Source organism: Roseateles chitinivorans, from assembly GCF_050632145.1.
In the GTDB taxonomy this organism is placed as follows: Bacteria; Pseudomonadota; Gammaproteobacteria; order Burkholderiales; family Burkholderiaceae_C; genus Roseateles; species Roseateles chitinivorans_B.
This window is the reverse complement of record NZ_CP192577.1, coordinates 6,294,047-6,313,287: the sequence shown is the minus strand read 5'-3', so window position 1 is coordinate 6,313,287 and position 19,241 is coordinate 6,294,047. Positions and strand designations below refer to the sequence as shown.

Sequence of the window (19,241 nt, the reverse complement as noted above, 5' to 3'; positions counted from 1 at the left end):
GTCAGGCCTCACTCGGCGCGACGATCTCCCGCGCCAGCGCCCGCAGGCTCAGCGGCGCGGAGCCCTCGGCATGGTTGGAGATCGTGACGTAGGCGGGATGCCCGGCTTCCGCGGTCGCCCGGATCACCTTCGCGAGCACGGCCCGCGTCTGCGGATCCGGGTCCATCATCTCGGCGTACTCCCCGTACTTCTTCTCCGCGTCCTCGTAGCCGAACGGGCCGTGGATCCGGTGCAGGTTCCAGCGGCAGACCAGCGGTCCCGGCCACATCGCGCGCAGCAGCGGCAACTGGTCCTGGATCATCGGCAGCTTCGGATGCAGGCCCAGGCAGTAGCGCGCGCCGCAGTCCTTGAGCACGGCGACGAAGTCCGGTGTCAGCCATTCGGGGTCGCGGACCTCGACGGCCACGACCGCCTCGGGTGCCACGTCGCGCAGCGAGGGCAGGGCGGCCAGCATCGCGTGCAGGCGGTCGAGCTGCTCCGGCATGCGGTCCAGCATCGCCAGCGGCAGCGGGCTCAGCTGGAACACCAGCGCCCCGATGCGCGCGCCCAGGCCTTCCATCGCCGGCGCCAGGAACTCCTGCACCGCCAGTCGCGGATCGAGGAAGGCCGTGTTGGCCTGACGGCCGCGGCCGTCCTCGGATCGCACCTGCGCATCGGTGATCACGCTCGGGGCCTTGACCGTGAAGCGGAAGTCCTCCGGCACCAGCTGCGCGTAGCGCTCGTACTGGCTGGCCGTCAGCGACTGGTAGAAACCGCGGTCGATGCTGACCGCGCGGTGCAGCGGCTGCTGCGCATAGGCGGTCAGCCCGTTGCGGGAGAGGTTGGACTCCCCGTGTCTTCCCGCCCAGACGATGCCTTGCCAGCCCGGGTAGCTCCATGACGAGGTGCCGAGCCGGATCCTCGGCGACAGCGCGGTCGCGAGCGCGACCTGGGCCTCGTCCGCCGGCTGCGCCTGGATGCCGGCGCGGCGGCGCTTCGGGGCGGCCACTGCGTCGGACTTGTCGCTGTTGCTGTCGTCATCGACGCCATCGTCATCGCGATCGACGTCGTCGCGCGCGGCCGCCTTCCGCGCTGGTGCGGCGGGCGCCGGCGGCGGCAGCTCGCCGAAGAGATCGTCCTGCTGAGCGGGGAACTCCTGTTGCATGGGCCGGCAGCATAGCGGGGCGCGGCTACACTGCCGCGCGAGTGCCGCCATGACCACCGAGTCCCCCCAGATCCCCCCGCCGACCTTGCCGGCCCTGCCGACCCCGCGGACGAATACGCGATGCGGCTCGCCCTCGACCAGGCGCAGAACGCCTGGCTCGTCGGCGAAGTGCCGGTGGGCGCCGTCATCATGCGTGCCGGCCAGGTGATCGCCACCGGCTACAACCGGCCGATCACCACGCACGATCCGACCGCCCATGCCGAGATCGTCGCGCTGCGCCATGCCGCACAGCTGCTCGGCAACTACCGGCTGCCGGAATGCGAGCTCTACGTGACGCTCGAGCCCTGCGCGATGTGCGCCATGGCGATGATGCATGCGCGGCTCAAGCGCGTCGTCTTCGCCGCGCCCGATCCGAAGACCGGCGTCGCGGGCTCGGTGCTCGACCTGTTCGGGCAGAAGCAGCTGAACCACCACACCGCGCTGCACGGCGGCGTGCTGGCCGACGCGTCGTCCCGCCTGCTGCGCGAGTTCTTCGCCGAGCGCCGCGAGGCCGCGCGCCAGTTGCGCGAGGCGCGTCGCCGCGTTGCGGTCGACGTGGGCCCGGTGGGCCCGGCAGGCCAGGGCCTCGGGGTTGACGTCGACGCCGTCGACACGCTCCGCGCGCTGCCCGAAGTCCAGGAGTTCCCCGAGATCCCCGTGGGCGACGCGCAGTACCTTTCCACGAATTCCGATCCTTCGCAGGACAACATGCAGGACGACAAGCAGCGATGAGCTCCCTGACCCTCTACACCCCGTCCGGCGTCCTGGCGCAATCGCAACCGCTCAAGCGCGCGGCCAAACGGCTGACGGCGCTCGGCTTCGAGGTGGCGATCGACGAGGCGGCGCTCGCCAGGCACCAGCGCTTTGCCGGCGACGACGAGACCCGGCTCGCCGCGCTGCACCGCGTGGCCGAGTCGGCCCCGTCGGTGGCGCTGGCCACGCGCGGCGGCTACGGGCTGACGCGGCTGCTGGACCGGATCGATTGGCCGACGATCGCGCGCAGCGTCGAACGCGGCACGCGCTGGGTCGGCCTGAGCGACGTGACCGCGCTGCAGCTGGCGCTGCTCGCGCACACGAAACAGACCAGCTGGGCCGGTCCGATCGCCTGCGACGACTTCGGCCGCGCCGATGCCGACGGCGGCGTCGACGAGATCACCCGCGACTGCTTCCTCGAGGCGATGGACGGCTCGCTCGAAGCCATCGGCTTCCGCACCGAGGCCGGCCTGGACGGCGTCGAGGCCCGCGGCACCCTGTGGGGCGGCAACCTGACGGTGCTGTGCTCGCTGCTGGGCACGCCGCACTTCCCGCGCATCAAGGGCGGCATCCTGTTCCTCGAGGACGTCAACGAGCATCCGTATCGCGTGGAGCGCATGCTGCTGCAGCTCTGGCAGGCCGGTGTGCTGGACGCGCAGAAGGCGGTGCTGCTGGGCAGCTTCAGCGGCTGGAAGAAGTCGCCGCTGGATCGCGGCTATTCGATCAAGACCTGCGTCGAGGCGCTGCGCGAGCGCGTCAAGGTGCCCGTCCTCACGGGCCTCCTGTTCGGCCACGTGCCGACCAAGGTGTGCCTGCCGGTCGGCGCGAAGGCGGAGATGATGGTCGAAGGCCGCGACGTGATCGTCGCCTGGGGCCATGTGGGCCATGGGCATGATCACCATGATCACCACGGACATGACCACGGACATGAACACGACCATGGGCACGACCATGGGCACGATCACGACGGCCACGGCCATCACGACCACTGACTGACGTCACGGGCGCCCCGCGGACCGGGCCGCTATGATCCGCCCCGGCATCGGCCGGCCTCCACGAGAGGCGCGGCCTTGGCAACAATCTGGCAATGCCGCATCCACAGGATGCGGCGTTTGCGTTTTGGAAGGATGACGATGTCGTCGGGGCTGTGGAATGCGTCGCTGCACGCGGCTGAAGGCAGGCGCGGGACGTGGGTGGCCCCGGTGGCCCTGATGGGGCGGATGGGCCGACTGGGCCGGATGGCGGGCCTGCTGGCCGCCGTGCTGCTGGCCGCCTGCAACAACAGCCCGTATCCGGCCGGCGCGGCCAAGGACAACACGCTCTACCTGTCCTTCGACGAGCGCTCGCCGCGCTACCTGGACCCGACCGCCTCGTACACCGCGCCGGAGTCCGTCTACACGTACCAGATCACCGAGCCGCTCTACGGGTACCACTACCTGAAGCGGCCTTACGAGCTGATCCCGCGCGCCGCTGCCGCGGTCGTCAAGCCGTACTACCTCGACGCGCAAGGCCAGCGACTGCCCGACGATGCGCCCGCCGACAAGATCGCGCAGAGCGTCTACGACGTGCCCATCCGCGCGGGCGTCCGCTACGCGCCCAGCCCCGCGTTCGCGAAGGACGGGCAGGGCCACTACCGCTACCACCACCTGACGGCCAAGGACCTGGGCGACAAGCGCTCGCCGTGGCAGTTCGACCACCAGGGCACGCGCGAGGTCGTCGCCGACGACTTCGTCTTCGCGCTCAAGCGCCACGCGACGACCCGCATCGAAGCGCCGATCTACGGCCTGTTCTCCGAGCACGTGCTCGGCCTGAAGGCCTACGGCGCGCTGATCCGCGAGGAAAACGCCAAGCTGCTGAAGGGCCTGCCCGAGAACTCGCCGGACAAGCCCTTCCTGGACTTCCGCAAATGGCCGCTGGCCGGCGCCGAGGCGGTGAACGACCACCTGCTGCGCGTGCGCATCATGGGCAAGTACCCGCAGTGGTCGTACTGGATGTCGACGACCTTCCTGTCGCCGATCCCGTGGGAAGCGGACCTCTTCTACTCGCAGCCCGGCATGGCCGAGCACGGCATGTCATGGAACCAGTGGCCCGTGGGCACCGGGCCGTACATGATGACGGAGTACCAGCAGGACCGTCGCCACGTCATGTCGCGCAACCCGAACTACCGCCAGGACCTGTACCCCTGCGAGGGCATGCCCGACGACGGCCCGGCCGGCCGGCTGGCCGACTGCGGCAAGCCGATGCCCTTCATCGACAAGATCGTCGCCACGCTGATCAAGGAGCGGGTGCCGCGCAAGGAGATGTTCAAGCAGGGCTACCTCGACCTGCCCGACCTCGAGCGCGCCGACTGGGGCGTGGAGTTCTTCGCCGACGCGAGCGACTCCGCCGAGACCGACGCCTTCTTCAAGCAGCGCGGCTTCTCGTTCCCGCGTTCGACCGATCCCAACAACTGGTACCTCGGCTTCAACATGCTGGATCCGGTGATCGGCAAGGGGAAGACGCCCGAGGACGAGGCCCGCCACCGCAAGCTGCGCCAGGCACTGTCGATCGCGATCGACTGGGAGGAGGGCTACGGACGCATCTTCAAGAACCGCGGCGGGGTGGCGGCCTACGGCCCCGTGCCGCCGGGCGTGTTCGGCTCGCGCGAGGCGCAGGCGGGCTTCTTCAATCCGGTGACGCACCAGCTCGTCGACGGCAAGATCCAGCGCCGCTCCATCGAGGACGCCAAGCAGCTGCTCGCCGAGGCCGGTTATCCCGACGGCCGCGACGCGAAGAGCGGCCAGCCGCTGGTGCTGAACTACGACTTCATGCGCACCGTCACGCCGGAGGTGAAGGCCGAGAACGACTGGCTGGTGAAGCAGTTCGCCAAGCTCGGCGTGCAACTTGACGTGCGCGCCACCGACTACAACCAGTTCCAGGAAAAGCTGCGCCAGGGCAAGCACCAGGTGTTCTGGTGGGGCTGGCTCGCCGACTACCCCGACGCCGAGAATTTCCTGTTCCTGCTCTACGGTCCCAACAGCAAGTCGCTGCATGAAGGCGAGAACTCGGCGAATTACGAGAACCTCGAATTCGACCGGCTCTTCAAGCAGGTGCAGGTGCTGGACGACGGCCCCGAGAAGCAGCGGGTCATCGACCGCATGGTGCAGATCACGCAGCAGGACGCGCCGTGGGCTTTCGGCTACTGGGCCTGGACCGGGCAGGCGTACCAGCGCTGGGTCCACAACATCAAGCCGAGCATCGTGATCCGCGACGGCGTGCGGCACTACCGCATCGATCCGAAGGAACGCGCGCAGCTGCAAGGTCAGTGGAACCGGCCGGTCTGGTGGCCGTTGCTGGTGCTGGTCGTCGGCGGCGTCGCGATCGTGTGGATGACGCGCCGCAGCTTCCAGAAACGCGAGACCGCCACCGCGCGTGGCTCGACTGCTCCGTTGGGTCCCTCCGCCTCGAGCGTCCCCCGGGGAGCCGACTGATGTTCAAGTACCTCACCCGCCGGCTGGTCTACGGCCTGGCCATCCTGGTCGGCGTCAACCTGCTGACCTTCTTCCTGTTCTTCACCGTCAACACGCCGGACGACATGGCCCGGCTGAACATCGGCGGCAAGCGCGTGTCGCAGGAGCAGATCGACAAGTGGAAAACCGAGCGCGGCTACGACAAGCCGCTGTACTGGGACGCGTCGCGCACCGGCACCGCGCAGGTGACGCACACCGTGTTCTGGGAGCGCTCGGTCTCGCTGATGCTGCTGGACTTCGGCCGCTCCGACGCGCGCCAGGCCGTCGACATCGGCCACGAGATCAAGACCCGCATGGGCGTGAGCCTGCAGCTCGCGGTGCCGATCTTCGTGCTGCAGCTGATCGTGAGCGTGGCCTTCGCGGTGCTGCTGACCTTCTTCCGCAACTCGCGCATCGACTTCTGGGGCGTGGTGATCTGCGTCCTGATGCTGTCGATCTCCAGCCTGTTCTACATCATCGTGGGGCAGTTCTTCTTCTCGCGCATCCTGCGGCTGGTGCCGATCAACGGCTACGAGCCGGGCCTGGACGCGATCAAGTTCCTGGCGCTGCCGATCGCGCTGTCGCTGTTGTCGCGCCTGGGCGGCGAGGCGCGGCTGTACCGCGCGATGCTGCTCGAGGAAGTCGGCAAGGACTATGTCCGCACCGCCCGCGCCAAGGGGCTGTCCGAGCCGGTCGTGCTGATGCGCCACGTGCTGCGCAACGCGCTGATCCCCATCATCACCAGCGCCGGCGCCTACCTGCCGTACGTGTTCCTGGGCAGCCTGGTGTTCGAGAGCTTCTTCGGCATCCCCGGCCTGGGCGCCTTCGTCATCGAGGCGATCACCGGGCAGGACTTCGCCATCGTGCGCACCATGGTGTTCCTGGGCGCGCTGCTCTACATCGCCAGCAACGCGCTGATCGACCTGGTCTACACCTGGGTCGATCCGCGGGTGCGGCTGACCTGACGCCGTCCGGCGACTCCGGCGCGTTCAGGATTTGAGACAGGACACGAGAGCAGACATGGGATTCAAGGTCGTTTTCCTCTGGACCGACGTGGCGCTGTGGGCGATGTTCGCGGCGCTGGCCGCCTACATCGTGCGGCTGGTCCGCCGCCCGCATCTGCGCACCAACTGGCAGCGCGTGCTGCGTGATCCCGCCGCGCTGAGCGCGGGCATGGTGCTGGTGCTGTTCCTCGGCATCACCGCGCTGGACAGCCTGCACTTCCGCCGCGCGCTGACCGACAGCCCCGCCGGCCGGCAGTTCTACGAGACCCGCACCGAGTCCGTGCTGGACCTGGTGCTGGCGCGCCAGATCGAGATGCGCGAGACCAGCTATTCGGCGCCGCTCGCGTACCGGGGCTTCACGCTGGACAGCGTCGCGCACGGCGAGGCCATGGTGCGGGAGTTCCCGCGCCTGGCCTTCGGCGGCGCGCATCTGCAGGATCCTGAGCGCGACTGGCACGGCGACCTGGCGCGGCGCGCGCTGACGGGGCTGGCGCTCGGGGCCGTCGCGTCGGTGCTGATGGCGCTGCTGATGGCGGCGATCCTCGCGCCGCATCACGGTGGTTTCCGCCAGGGACTGAAGGACCTGCTGGGCGACCGCACGCACTATCCGTGGCGCGCGGCGCTCGCGACGCTGTCGGTGATCGCGCTGCTGGCCGGCCCGGTGATCGCGCTGATGGGCCACTACCACGTGTTCGGCACCGACCAGACCGGCAACGACGTGCTGTACCAGGCGCTCAAGAGCATCCGCACCGCCTTCGTCATCGGCGCGCTGTCGACGCTGGCGACGCTGCCGTTCGCGCTGGTGCTGGGCATCCTCGCCGGCTATCTCAAAGGCTGGGTCGACGAGGTCATCCAGTACTTCTACACCGTGCTGACGTCGGTGCCCAACGTGCTGCTGATCGCCGCCTGCGTGCTGATGGTGCAGGTCTTCCTGGACAAGCATCCCGAGGCCTTCGAGACCGGCGCCGAGCGCGCCGACCTGAAGATCTTCCTGCTCTGCGTGATCCTCGGCGTGACCGGCTGGGCGACGCTGTGCCGGCTGGTGCGCGGCGAGACGCTCAAGCTGCGCGAGGCCGATTTCGTCCAGGCCGCGACCGCCTTCGGCGTGCGCGACACGACGATCATGGTCCGCCACATCGTGCCCAACGTGATGCATCTGGTGCTGATCTCGCTGGTGCTCAACTTCTCCGACCTGATCCTGTACGAGGCGGTGCTGACCTACGTCGGCGTCGGCGTGGATCCGGGCATGAACAGCTTCGGCGGGATGATAAACCTGGCGCGCTCGGAGATGAGCCGCGACCCGGTCGTCTGGTGGAGCTTCGTGGCGGCCTTCGGCTTCATGGTGAGCCTGGTGCTGGCGGCCAACCTGTTCGCCGACGGCGTGCGCGACGCCTTCGATCCGCGCGCGCGCAAGCTGCGGCCGATGGTGCTGTCGTTGAAGAAGAACAAGCCCGCCGAGCCCGCCGCCCCGGCCGGCAAGGTGGCATGAAGGACGCGTGAAGGACGCCGCGACATGTTGAAGATCGACGACCTCAACGTCCACCTGGACGCCGATGCCGGCCTGGTGCGTGCCATCGACGGCATGCGCCTGACGCTGGCGCAGGGACAGACCTTCGCCCTGGTGGGCGAGTCCGGCTGCGGCAAGAGCATGACCGCGCTGGCGCTGATGCGGCTGCTGCCCGACAACGGCCGCATCGCGGGCGGCCGGCTGGAGCTCGACGGCCAGGACCTGTTCGACCTGAGCGAGGCCCGCATGCGCGACGTGCGCGGCGGGCGCATCGGGATGATCTTCCAGGAGCCGGGCACCAGCCTGAATCCGGTGATGAAGGTCGGCGCGCAGATCGTCGAGGCGATCGAGGCGCACACGCCGCTGCGCGGTGAGGCGGCCCGCAAGAAGGCCATCGACTGGCTGCGCCGCGTCGGCATCCCCGAGCCCGAGCGCCGCATCGACGAGTACCCGTTCCGGCTTTCCGGCGGCCAGAAGCAGCGGATCATGATCGCGATGACGCTGGCGGCGGAACCGGACTTCCTGATCGCCGACGAGCCGACCACCGCGCTCGACGTCACCATCCAGGCGCAGATCCTGGACCTGCTCAAGGACCTGCAGCGCGAGCGCGGCCTGGGGCTGCTGCTGATCACGCACGACCTGGGCGTCGTGTCGGGCATGGCGCACCAGGTGGCGCTGATGTACGCGGGACAGATCGTGGAGGTGGCGTCCGCCGCCGAGTTCTTCGCCTCGCCGAAACACCCGTATGCGCGGCTGCTGCTGCAGGCGCTGCCCGACGCGCAGCGCCGCGGGGAGCCGCTGGCCGCGATCCCCGGCACGGTGCCGCCGCTGTGGCAGACCTTCGAAGGCTGCCGGTTCGCGCCGCGTTGCGATCGAACCATGGTGCACTGCGGTTCGACGCGGCCGGCGCTCGCGGCGGTCGCCGGGGAAGCCGCGGCGCATGAGGTGCGGTGCCTGCTTTATACGGATCGACAGGAGCCGGTGGCGGTGGCAGCGACCGCCGGAGGCGCCGCTGCCGGTGCCCCTCTGCGCTCACAGTCTTCGCTTCGCTCAGGGTTCGCTTCGAGGGGCACCGGCAGCGGCGCCTCCGGCTCCGGGCCGGCGTCGGCGTCGGCGTCGGCGATGCTGCTGGAGGTCAGGGACCTGCAGGTCCGGTATCCGATGTCGCGAGGGTTCTTCGGAGGCACGAAGCGCTGGTTCGATGCGGTGGGCGGCGTCTCGTTCTCGATCGAGGCCGGCCGTACGCTCGCGCTGGTCGGCGAGTCCGGCTGCGGCAAGACCACCTCGGGCAAGGCCATCGTCCAGTTGCTGCGCCGGGTCGCCGTCATCGAGGGCCAGGCCTTGCTGCATCCGCCCGCCAGCCCGGCAGGGCAGGGTGGGGCACCGACGGACCTGTTCCACCTCGACGGCGTCGCCTTGCGAGAGGCGCGGCGGCAGGTGCAGATCATCTTCCAGGATCCGTTCGCGTCGCTGAATCCTCGGCTTCGGGTGCAGGAGGTGCTCGAAGAAGGCCTGCTTGCGCTGCGGCCCGATCTCGATGCGTCGGCACGCCTGCAGTTGCTGCATGACCTGCTCGACCAGGTCGGCCTGCGTCGCGACGCGCTGGCACGCTTCCCCCACGAGTTCTCCGGCGGTCAGCGCCAGCGCATCGCCATCGCCCGCGCGCTCGCCGTCGAGCCGCGCCTGATCGTCTGCGACGAGCCGACCTCGGCGCTCGACGTCTCGGTCCAGGCGCAGATCCTGAACCTGCTGCGCGACCTCCAGCGCAGCCGCGGGCTGTCCTACCTGTTCATCACCCACAACATCGGCGTCGTCGAGTACATCGCCGACGAGGTGGCGGTGATGCAGGCCGGTCGCATCGTGGAGTCGGGGGCCTGCGACGTCGTCCTCGGCTCGCCACGCGAGGCGTACACGCGGACGCTGCTTGCTGCGGTGCCGCGCGTGGAACGGTCCGTCGCCCCATGATTTCATGAACGGTACATGAACGCATCTGGTGCATCATGCACCGGTGTCGTGCCTTTTCTTCCCGCAATTTGTGCGCTTTTCGCCAGGACATTTCGCCTGCGATCGAGCGCTGATCGCCCGGATGTGCCAATCCGCGCGAAAAATGCGTCCAGATGTGCGATTCCGAACTGTTACGTTCGTTAATGAACCGTTTGGGCGAGGGCCGCTCGTTGCTGCGCCGCAACGACAGCCGTGCATCGCACGCTTGGTGTTTTCCCGCGAAACCCTGGCCTTCCCTGGGGTTTGCTGGAACGTTTAGGGAGATTACCGGGAGGTTAAGCAGAGGGTCCCTTTGACACTGTGTCGCAACCTGACGTGAGGCGATCGCTCACCAGGGCTCAAAGGCCGACGCCACTACCCGCGGCGTCGGTTCCACATCCAAGGAGTGCGACACATGTTCAAGAGAAACAAGCTCAGCGCGGCGGCGATGCTCGCGCTGGGGCTGACGGGCCTGCCCGTGTTGGCGCAGGAATCCGCCCAGGCGCTCGAAAAGGTGGAGATCACCGGCTCGTCGATCCGACGGGCGTCTGCCGAGACCGCGTTGCCGGTCACCACGATCACCGCGGAAGAGATCCAGCGCACCGGTGCCACCACGGCCGCCGATTTCATCGGTCAGTTGCCGACCAGCTTCGGCGGCGCGGTGGTGTCGAACAACGTCGGCGCGACGGGCGGCGCCGCGACGGCCAACCTGCGCGCCCTGGGCGCCAAGTACACGCTGATCCTGCTCAACGGCCGGCGGCTGTCCAACTTCGCGTTCGGCAACAACCCGGTCGACCTGAACTCCATCCCGCTGTCGGCGGTCGAGCGCGTCGAAGTGCTGCGCGACGGCGCCTCCGCCCTGTATGGCGCGGATGCGGTGGCCGGCGTCATCAACTTCATCCTGAAGCGCGATTTCCAGGGCTTCGATGCCAATTACGCCGAGTACCACGGCGATCACGGCAGCGGCGGCAATTCGTCGATCATCAGCGGCGTGGCCGGCTTCGGCGATCTGGCGAAGGACCGCTTCAACGTGGTCATCACCGCCAGCCGCGAGGAAATCAAGGCCCTGAAGGCCATCGATCGCGACTTCGCCAAGACCTCCGTGCGTCCGGACCTCGGGATCAACAAGGCTTCGCCTCGCAACGGCATCCCGAACCTGAACTTCACGGACACGAACGGCAACCGGTACACCGCCGTCAACCCCCTGCGCTACAACGGCTGCAACGCGCCCGGGTTCGCGCTGGTGATCCGCAACGCCAATGAGTGCGGCACCGACTATGTGCCCTTCATCGACCTGATCCCCGACCAATGGCGGGCCAATGCGACCGCGCGCGGCGTGTTCCAGGTCAACGAGGACAACCAGCTGATCGCCGAGGTGCTGACCAACCGCGATCGCGTGCAGTCCTTCTATTCGCCGGCACCGTATACGGTCAACATGGTCTATCCGACCAATGGCCGCTTCTACCCGTCGTCGATCACGCTGCCCAACGGCAACAAGGTCACCCCGACCGGTCCGATCAGCGGCACCTGGCGGACCGTCGCCGGCGGCGGACGCTCCGACATCACCGAGACCAAGATGACCCGCGGCCTGATCGGCGCCAAGGGCACCCTGGCCGGCTGGGACTACGACACCGCGGTCACGTACTCCAAGAACGAAGGCGAGATCTTCTTCGGCCCCGGCCAGTACAGCTACGCCAAGCTGACCCCGCTGGTGGCCGCAGGGCAGATCAACGTGTTCGGCGCGCAGGACGCGACGTCCAAGGCGCTGCTGGACAGCGCGCAGCTCAACGGTCGCCAGCAGTCGGCGACGTCCAAGGCCACCGAGTTCGACTTCCGCATCTCCAAGGAAGAGATCTTCAAGCTGCCGGCCGGCCCGGTCGGCGTGGCCGTCGGCGTGAACGGTCGCGAGGAGAAGCTCGACCAGTTCTCCGAGCCGGTGCTGGCCTCGGGCGACGTGGTCGGCGGCAATGGTCCGGTGCCCAGCGTGTCCAGCGGCCGCAAGGTCTATGGTGTGTTCGGCGAGCTGGTGGTGCCCATCATCTCCAAGCTGGAAGCCAACTTCGCGGGTCGCTACGACAAGTACAAGAACGACTTCGGCACCAGCTTCACCGCCTTCAGCCCGAAGGCCAGCCTGCGCTATGAGCCGATGAAGGACCTGGTGCTGCGCGGTTCGGTGGCCAAGGGCTATCGCGCACCGACGCTGTACGAGAACCTGCGTCCGTTCACCACCGGCAACAACACCTCGGCCAACTGGAGCGATCCGATCCGTTGCCCCGGCGGTGTGCCGATCACCAACACCGTCAACCCGGTCAACGAGTACAAGAGCGAGTGCGAGGTCCAGCTGGACGCCGCCACGTCGGGCGACCGCGGGCTGAAGCCCGAGAAGTCGCGCCAGTTCTCCCTGGGCGTGGCGTTCTCGCCGACGTCGGAACTGACCGGCTCGATCGACTACTGGAATGTCCGCATCAAGGACCCGATCGTCGCCAAGTCCGAGATCCAGGTCCTGAGCGATCCGACCCGTTACGCGGAGTTCATCTACCGCTACGACCCGGTCAACGACCCCGACGCGGCCAACCCGATCAAGGGCAGCACCAACAAGGACTTCCCGATCGCCTACGTCTACCTGCCGCAGGAGAACACCGGCAAGACCTACGCGTCCGGCCTGGACTTCAGCGCGCAGTACCGCCTGCGGGCGGGCGACTGGGGCACCTTCGGCGCACAGTTCGAAGGCATGCTCTTCCTGACCCACGGGTACCAGTACACCGGCGTCGAGAAGACGTCCGACCTGGGCAAGTTCAAGGACTTCGGCGCGGTGCCCAAGTGGCGTCACGCCGTGACCGTGACCTGGAAGCGCAGCTACTGGGATGCGTCGCTGACCAACAACTACACCCACGGCTACGAGGACTACACCGACCCCACCGCGGTCGGCCCGGACTACCCGCTGGTGCGCAAGGTGTCGAGCTACATGACCTGGGACGGCAGTGCCTCGCTGTCGCCGACCAAGGCCCTGAAGTTCACCTTCGGCATCAAGAACATCTTCGACCGGGATCCGCCGTCGTCGCGCAACTCGCTGTACTTCCAGACGGGTTACGACCCGACGTACACGAACCCGATCGGTCGCCAGTTCTACGGCCGCGTGAGTTACAAGTTCTTCTGAGCGGGCACACCGCTTGCTGACTGAGGACCGCCTTCGGGCGGTCTTTTCGTATCCGGGGGACGAGTGGGCGATGCCTGGCATCGACCCGTCCCGCCAAAGTGCGTTTTAGGGGTTAACTCTAGGGCGGAATGCGGCGGGCATTGGGTTGATACCAGTAAGATACCAGGACCCTTTTCGGAGGGTGGCATCGCCTCACTGGGCCTCGTCTCTTCGGGTGGTCTGGAGTTACATCGGGTGATCAACACGCTGGGCGAGAGGCGCATGCTCGGGCAAACCCCATGGCTTGCGGCTTGTGCATGTCGTTTATGATCAAGGTCGTGAAAGGTGGTCGAAATCTGTAGTTTTGCTACAGGATTTTGACCGATCCTCGAGACGCCCGCGGCCACAAGCTGACGGGCATTTTTGTTGAGTCGGGTTCGTATCGTGCCCTGGGTTTTCGAGTCTTCGTGTGTCCCTCCTGCCTTCGGCGGGGCGGCGGTCCGTGGCGCTTCGGCGATGTGGCACCGTTCGTCTCCGTCGCTCGCACAGCCGGCAAGACAGGCGCTGCTGACCCCAGGTTGCGGCGCGAACGCCTGATCCGACCAGACGCTGTGTTGAGTCGAACTCCCCTTGTAGCTTCGATGAAAGAAATTCGCAGTTTGATGAAGGAGCGCGCATGAACTTTGCGCAGGATAAAGCTGGGTCATCGCGCGTGACTGGCATCGGCATCGTCATCGTCATCCACGTCCTGATCATCTGGGCGCTGGCGAGCGGTCTGGCGACCAAGATCAAGGAGGCCGTCAAGGGCCCGATCGACGTCAAGGTCGTCGAGGAAAAGGTGAAGCCGCCTCCTCCTCCCGACAAGGTCGTGCCGCCCCCGCCGGACATCAAGGCCCCGCCGCCGCCGTTCGTGCCGCCGCCGGAAGTCGTCGTGACGGCGCCGCCGCCGGTGACGCAGGCGCCGGTGCTGCAGTCGGCGGCGACGCCGCCGCCGTCGGACTTCCGTCCGGCTCCGCCGCCCGCCGCACCCGCACCGCCGGCTCCGCCGTCGGACAAGCCCCGGTCGGCGATCGGCAACTGCACCAAGATGGCCAAGCCCGAGATGCCGGCCCTGAACTGGAGCGGCACCGCGAGCTACAAGGCGACCTTCACCGTCAAGGGTGGCAAGGTGGCCGACGTGACCTTCACCGCCTTGCGCGGCGCCAACGACCGCAAGGCCGAACGCGCGCTCAAGAACGCCATCCAGGCGGCGCTGACGGAATACCAGTGCACGGACGCGATCCTCGAACAGGAATTCGTGTTCAACATGGAATGATCCGCGGGACTGTCCCACCCGCGATCGATCGAACACGGGGCGCCTGACGCGCCCCGACCTCTCAACCTGAGTTCAAGACTTTTCTCGTAGGAGCACCCTCCATGATCTCTCGTCTGTCTGCCTTGTTTGCGGCCGTCGCGTGCGCCGCGACCCTGGCCGTCTCCCCTGGTCGCCCAAGCGCAGGACCAGGCTGCCTCGGCCGCCGCCTCCGCCGCTGACACCGCCCCCGCTCCTGCCGACATCGCTCCCGCCGCCGTGTCCGAGCCGGCTGCCGCCAAGCCGGTCGACAACCCGTACAGCCTGGGCAACATCGTCGCCCACGGCAACGTGGTCGACCAGGCCGTGCTGGCCATCCTGGCCATCATGTCCATGGGCTCGTGGTACATCCTGTTCACGAAGCTGTGGGACACCTCGAAGATCTCGCGTGAAGCCAAGGACGTCCGCGCGTCCTTCTTCAAGAAGGCTTCGCTGCAGGAAGGCCTGAAGAGCCTGAGCGAGACCGGTGCCTTCCGCTTCATCGCCCAGACCGGCGTGGAAGCCTCGGAGCACCATGAAGGCGCCCTGACCGAGAACATCGACCACAACACGTGGGTCACGATGAACATCGACCGCGCCGTGAGCGAAGTCAACACCCGTCTGCAAGGCGGCCTGGGCTTCCTGGCGACCGTCGGCTCGACCAGCCCCTTCATCGGCCTGTTCGGCACCGTGTGGGGCATCCTGCAGGCGCTGACGCAGATCGGCGTTGCCGGTCAAGCCTCGATCGACAAGGTCGCCGGCCCCGTGGGCGCCGCGCTGATCATGACCGCCATCGGTCTGGCCGTCGCCGTCCCGGCCGTGCTGGGCTACAACTGGCTGGTCAACCGCAACAAGACGGTGATGGGCCAGGTTCGTGCCTTCGCTGCTGACCTGCACGGCGTCCTGATGGGCAGCCGCAAGGTCGCAGGCCGCTAATCCGTACCGAAGTTTCCGGAGACGCAATATGGGGATGAACGTAGGTTCGTCCGGTGGCGACGACGAAGTGGTCTCGACCATCAACACCACGCCCCTCGTGGACGTGATGCTGGTGCTCCTGATCATCTTCCTGATCACCGTGCCGGTGGTGACGCAATCGGTGGGGGTGACCCTGCCGAAGGAGACGAACGTCGTCCGCGTCACCAAGCCGGAGAACATCGAAATCGCGGTGACCAAGGATGGCGACATCTATTGGGGCGTGCAGCCGGTTCCCGACGTGGAAACGCTGGTGGCGCGCCTCAAGAAGGTGGCGGTTCTGAATCCTCAGCCGGAAGTTCACATCCGCGGCGACGACAAGTCCCGCTATGAGAACGTGGGCAAGGTCATGGTGGCGTGCCAGCGCGCTGGCATCATGTCCATCAAGTTCGTCACCGAGCCGCCGGCTCGTGGTGGCTGAAGGAGCTGAAACATGGGTATGAACGTTGGAAGCTCCAGCGGCAGTGACGAGCCGGAAACGATGCTCGACGTCAACACGACGCCGCTGATCGACGTGATGCTGGTGCTGCTGGTGATGCTGATCATCACCATCCCGATCCAGCTGCACTCGGTCAACCTGGACATGCCGCCGCCGAACAACAACCCGCCGCCCAACGAGCCGGTCGTCCACGAAGTGGCGATCGACTTCGACGGCACGGTGTTCTGGGACGGCGCCGCGGTGCCGAACCACGCGGCCCTGGAGTCCAAGATGTCCGAGATCGCCGCGATGCCGGACCAGCCGGAAGTGCACATCAAGCCGAACAAGCTGGCCGAGTACGGTTACGTGGCCAATGTGATGGCCTCGGCTCAGCGTCTGGGCGTCAAGAAAATGGCGATGGTCGGGAACGAGCAGTTCCTGAACTGAGCCGGATGACCGCCTGATCGGTGTCTGACCAGAACGCGCCTGCCCGAAAGGGCGGCGCGTTTTTCTTCTTTGGAGAGCAAGCAATGAAACTCAAACTGCTGGCAACCGCCGCTGTCGGCGCCGCTGCGCTGGTGCTGGGCTCCACGCCCGAAGGCAGCCTGAGCGTCCTGTCCCAAGCCGCCGCACAGGTGCGTCCGCAAGTCGGCGGCGCCCTGAAGGCCGCGTCCGATCTGCTGAAGGCGGGCAAGGCGCAGGAAGCCATGGCCAAGATCCGCGAGGCGGAAGCCGTGCCCGGCCGCAACGCGGACGAGAACGCGACGCTGGAAGGCCTGCGCCTGTCCGCCGCCTCCCGCCTGGGCGATGCCGACGGCATGGTCAAGGCCTATGACGCGCTGAGCGCCGCCGGCAAGCTGCCGGCTGCCAACAAGCTGCCGACGATGGAAGCCATCGCAGGCACCTACCTGCGCGCGGGCAACGGCGCCAAGGCGCTGGAGTGGGTCAACAAGTACAACGCCGCCGGCGGCAACAGCCCGGCGATGAAGCAGGTCCAGGCCGCGGCCCAGCTGCGCTCGGGCGACGTCACCACGATCCTCAAGGACACGCTGGCCGACATCTCCGCCGATGAGAAGGCGGGTCGCACGCCGTCGCAGGACAAGCTGAACACGGCGCTGTGGGCGGCCAACAAGAAGGGCGACGGCGGTACCGAATCGGTGCTGATCCAGAAGCTGCTGAACTACTACCCGACCAAGCAGCTGTGGGCGCAGTCGCTGGGCACGCTGCAGGCCAAGAAGGGCTTCGCCGCCGGTCGCTACCAGGTCGACGTGCTGCGCCTGCGCCTGGTCACCGAGAACATGACCGGTGCCAACGACTACATGGAGCTGGCGCAGCTCGCCGGTGCCGCCGGATATCCGGAAGAAGGCAAGAAGGTGCTGGACAAGGGCTTCGCGGCCGGCGTCCTGAAGCCGACCGACGACAACGCCCGCCCGAAGCGCCTGGCTGATCTGCTGGACAAGCGCATCGCCGAAGCCAAGGCCGGTGCGGCCGAGGCCGAGAAGGCCGCCCGCGGCGCCCGCGAAGGCGACGAGCTGGTCAAGGTCGGCTTCGCGCAGGTGCAGCGTGGCGAAGCCGCCGCCGGCATCAAGCTGATGGAAGAAGGCATCGCCAAGGGCAACCTGAAGCGTCCGGACGACGCCAAGCTCTACCTGGGCCTGGCGCAGTTCCTGGGTGGCGACAAGGCCAAGGCGCAGGCCACGTGGCGTACCGTCAAGGGCACCGATGGCTCGGCCGACCTGGCCGGCCTGTGGACCGTGTACTCGCGCAGCGCGAAGCACTGATCCCTCGCACCGCGAGGACGACAAGGCCTCCGGCTCACGCCGGGAGGCCTTGTCATTTGTGCTGAGCGGCCGCGACGTCGCGGCCGCGTGTCGTCTTACTTCGGCGCCATGCGGATCGCGCCGTCCAGGCGGATCACCTCGCCGTTGAGCATGTCGTTGGTGACGATCTGGTGGACCAGCTTGGCATAGTCCTCCGGACGGCCCAGGCGCGAGGGAAGGGCACGCTGGCGGCCAGCGTGTCCTGCACCTCCTGCGGCATGCCGAACAGCATCGGCGTGCCAAAGATCCCGGGCGCGATCGTCATGTTGCGGATGCCGTTGCGCGCCAGATCGCGCGCGATCGGCAGCGTCATGCCGACCACGCCGCCCTTGGAGGCCGCATAGGCCGCCTGGCCCATCTGACCGTCATAGGCAGCCACCGAGGCCGTCGAGATCAGCACGCCGCGCTCGCCGGTGGCTTCCGGCTCGTTCTTGCTCATCGCCTCGGCGGCGAGGCGGATCATGTTGAAGCTGCCTACCAGATTGACGGTGATCACCTTCGAGAAGGTCGCCAGCGCATGCGCGCCGTCCTTGCCGACCGTCTTGGCGGCCGGCGCGATGCCGGCGCAGTTCACCAGGCCCATCAGCTTGCCCAGCGACACCGCCTTGGCGACGGCGGCCTGCGCATCGGCCTCCTGGCTGACGTCGCACTTCACGAAGGCGCCGTTCAGTTCCTTGGCGAGCGCCTCGCCGCGCTCGACCTGCAGGTCGGCGATGACGACCGTCGCGCCCTCGCGCGCCAGCATGCGGGCCGTGCCTTCGCCCAGGCCCGAGGCGCCGCCGGTGACGATGAAGACCTTGTTCGCGATGTCCATGGATGTCTCCTTCCGAGTTGTTGGTTGCCGTTGACGTAAACGTCAATTGTCGACGAAAAAATGGCGGCCTCGAGGGCCGCCATTCTCACGGGTCGGGGCGAGTTCAGCTCAGCGCGGCGAGGGCGCGGCCGGTGATCTCGTCGACCGTGCCGATGCCTTCGATGCGGCGGTACTGCGGCGCCTGCGCGTCGCCGCTGGCGGCCCAGCTCGAGTAGTAGTCGACCAGCGGACGCGTCTGCGCCTGGTAGACCTCCAGGCGCTTCTTGACGGTCTCTTCCTTGTCGTCGTCACGCAGGATCAGGTCCTCGCCGGTGACGTCGTCCTTGCCTTCGACCTTGGGCGGATTGAACTTGGTGTGGTACGTCCGGCCCGAGCCCGTGTGCACGCGACGACCGCTCATGCGTTCGACGATGGCGCTGTCAGGCACGTCGATCTCGAGCACGAAGTCCAGCTTCACGCCGGCGGCCTTCATCGCATCGGCCTGCGGGATGGTGCGCGGGAAGCCGTCGAACAGGAAACCCTTGGCGCAATCCGGCTGCGCGATGCGTTCCTTGACCAGGTTGATGATGAGCTCATCGCTGACCAGGCCGCCCGCGTCCATCACCTTCTTGGCGGCGATGCCGAGTTCGGTGCCGGCCTTGACGGCGGCACGCAGCATGTCTCCGGTGGAGATCTGCGGGATGCCGAACTTGTTGCAGATGAAAGAGGCCTGAGTGCCTTTGCCGGCGCCGGGGGCGCCCAGAAGAATCAGTCGCATGGGTCTCCTCGATATAGGGAGAGGGCGCGTCGCACGAGCCGACGCGCCCTCGAAAACTGCGGGCGAGAATAGCACG

Annotated in this window: 14 protein-coding genes and 1 pseudogene; 12 read left to right on the top strand and 3 right to left on the bottom strand. The window is 67.5% G+C overall.

Annotation, left to right across the window (positions count from 1 at the left end; all coding sequences use genetic code 11):
• Window position 1: 1 nt before the first annotated feature.
• The gene (locus ACQ86G_RS29000; RefSeq protein WP_431258490.1) at window positions 2-1,144 is read right to left on the bottom strand and encodes a DUF72 domain-containing protein; all 1,143 of its coding nucleotides are present in this window, start codon (window positions 1,142-1,144) and stop codon (window positions 2-4) included.
• Between the two features lie 30 nt (window positions 1,145-1,174).
• Here ACQ86G_RS29000 and tadA point away from each other — a divergent pair, with 30 nt between their 5' ends.
• The 12 genes from tadA (at window position 1,175) to ACQ86G_RS28940 (ending at window position 17,555) form a co-directional block, all read left to right on the top strand.
• Window positions 1,175-1,915 carry a tRNA adenosine(34) deaminase TadA gene (gene tadA, locus ACQ86G_RS28995; RefSeq protein ID WP_431261524.1) on the top strand — a complete coding sequence of 247 codons (741 nt, stop codon included), beginning with the start codon at window positions 1,175-1,177 and terminating at the stop codon, window positions 1,913-1,915.
• A complete protein-coding gene (locus ACQ86G_RS28990; protein ID WP_431258489.1) occupies window positions 1,912-2,928 on the top strand; it encodes an LD-carboxypeptidase in 1,017 nt (338 codons plus the stop codon). The genes tadA and ACQ86G_RS28990 overlap by 4 nt, the downstream gene beginning before the upstream one ends.
• A gap of 219 nt (window positions 2,929-3,147) precedes the next feature.
• Window positions 3,148-5,406, top strand: coding sequence for an ABC transporter substrate-binding protein (locus tag ACQ86G_RS28985; RefSeq protein ID WP_431261523.1), 2,259 nt, complete (start codon window positions 3,148-3,150; stop codon window positions 5,404-5,406).
• Window positions 5,406-6,389 carry an ABC transporter permease gene (locus ACQ86G_RS28980; protein WP_431258488.1) on the top strand — a complete coding sequence of 328 codons (984 nt, stop codon included), beginning with the start codon at window positions 5,406-5,408 and terminating at the stop codon, window positions 6,387-6,389. The genes ACQ86G_RS28985 and ACQ86G_RS28980 overlap by 1 nt, the downstream gene beginning before the upstream one ends.
• Window positions 6,390-6,444: 55 nt before the next feature.
• Window positions 6,445-7,917, top strand: a complete 1,473-nt coding sequence (locus tag ACQ86G_RS28975; protein WP_431258487.1) for an ABC transporter permease — start codon at window positions 6,445-6,447, stop codon at window positions 7,915-7,917.
• A gap of 24 nt (window positions 7,918-7,941) precedes the next feature.
• On the top strand, window positions 7,942-9,900 hold the full coding sequence (locus tag ACQ86G_RS28970; RefSeq protein ID WP_431258486.1) for an ABC transporter ATP-binding protein: 1,959 nt from the start codon (window positions 7,942-7,944) through the stop codon (window positions 9,898-9,900).
• A gap of 433 nt (window positions 9,901-10,333) precedes the next feature.
• On the top strand, window positions 10,334-13,075 hold the full coding sequence (locus tag ACQ86G_RS28965) for a TonB-dependent receptor plug domain-containing protein (protein WP_431258485.1): 2,742 nt from the start codon (window positions 10,334-10,336) through the stop codon (window positions 13,073-13,075).
• 655 nt (window positions 13,076-13,730) lie between these two features.
• Window positions 13,731-14,369 (top strand): hypothetical protein, encoded by a 639-nt coding sequence (locus tag ACQ86G_RS28960; protein ID WP_067269347.1) that lies wholly within the window; start codon window positions 13,731-13,733, stop codon window positions 14,367-14,369.
• A 255-nt stretch (window positions 14,370-14,624) separates the two neighbouring features.
• Window positions 14,625-15,320 carry a MotA/TolQ/ExbB proton channel family protein gene (locus tag ACQ86G_RS28955; protein ID WP_431258484.1) on the top strand — a complete coding sequence of 232 codons (696 nt, stop codon included), beginning with the start codon at window positions 14,625-14,627 and terminating at the stop codon, window positions 15,318-15,320.
• 28 nt (window positions 15,321-15,348) lie between these two features.
• Window positions 15,349-15,777 (top strand): ExbD/TolR family protein, encoded by a 429-nt coding sequence (locus ACQ86G_RS28950; protein WP_067269350.1) that lies wholly within the window; start codon window positions 15,349-15,351, stop codon window positions 15,775-15,777.
• Between the two features lie 12 nt (window positions 15,778-15,789).
• Entirely contained in the window at window positions 15,790-16,221 is a 432-nt protein-coding gene (locus tag ACQ86G_RS28945; RefSeq protein WP_421033221.1) for an ExbD/TolR family protein, read from the top strand.
• An 83-nt stretch (window positions 16,222-16,304) separates the two neighbouring features.
• Window positions 16,305-17,555, top strand: a complete 1,251-nt coding sequence (locus ACQ86G_RS28940) for a hypothetical protein (protein WP_431258483.1) — start codon at window positions 16,305-16,307, stop codon at window positions 17,553-17,555.
• Between the two features lie 95 nt (window positions 17,556-17,650).
• On the opposite strand, the pseudogene ACQ86G_RS28935 reads toward ACQ86G_RS28940, so the two are convergent.
• Window positions 17,651-18,408, bottom strand: a pseudogene (locus tag ACQ86G_RS28935) (3-hydroxyacyl-CoA dehydrogenase).
• 103 nt (window positions 18,409-18,511) lie between these two features.
• The gene (gene adk, locus ACQ86G_RS28930) at window positions 18,512-19,165 is read right to left on the bottom strand and encodes an adenylate kinase (protein ID WP_331613861.1); all 654 of its coding nucleotides are present in this window, start codon (window positions 19,163-19,165) and stop codon (window positions 18,512-18,514) included.
• Window positions 19,166-19,241 lie beyond the last annotated feature (76 nt).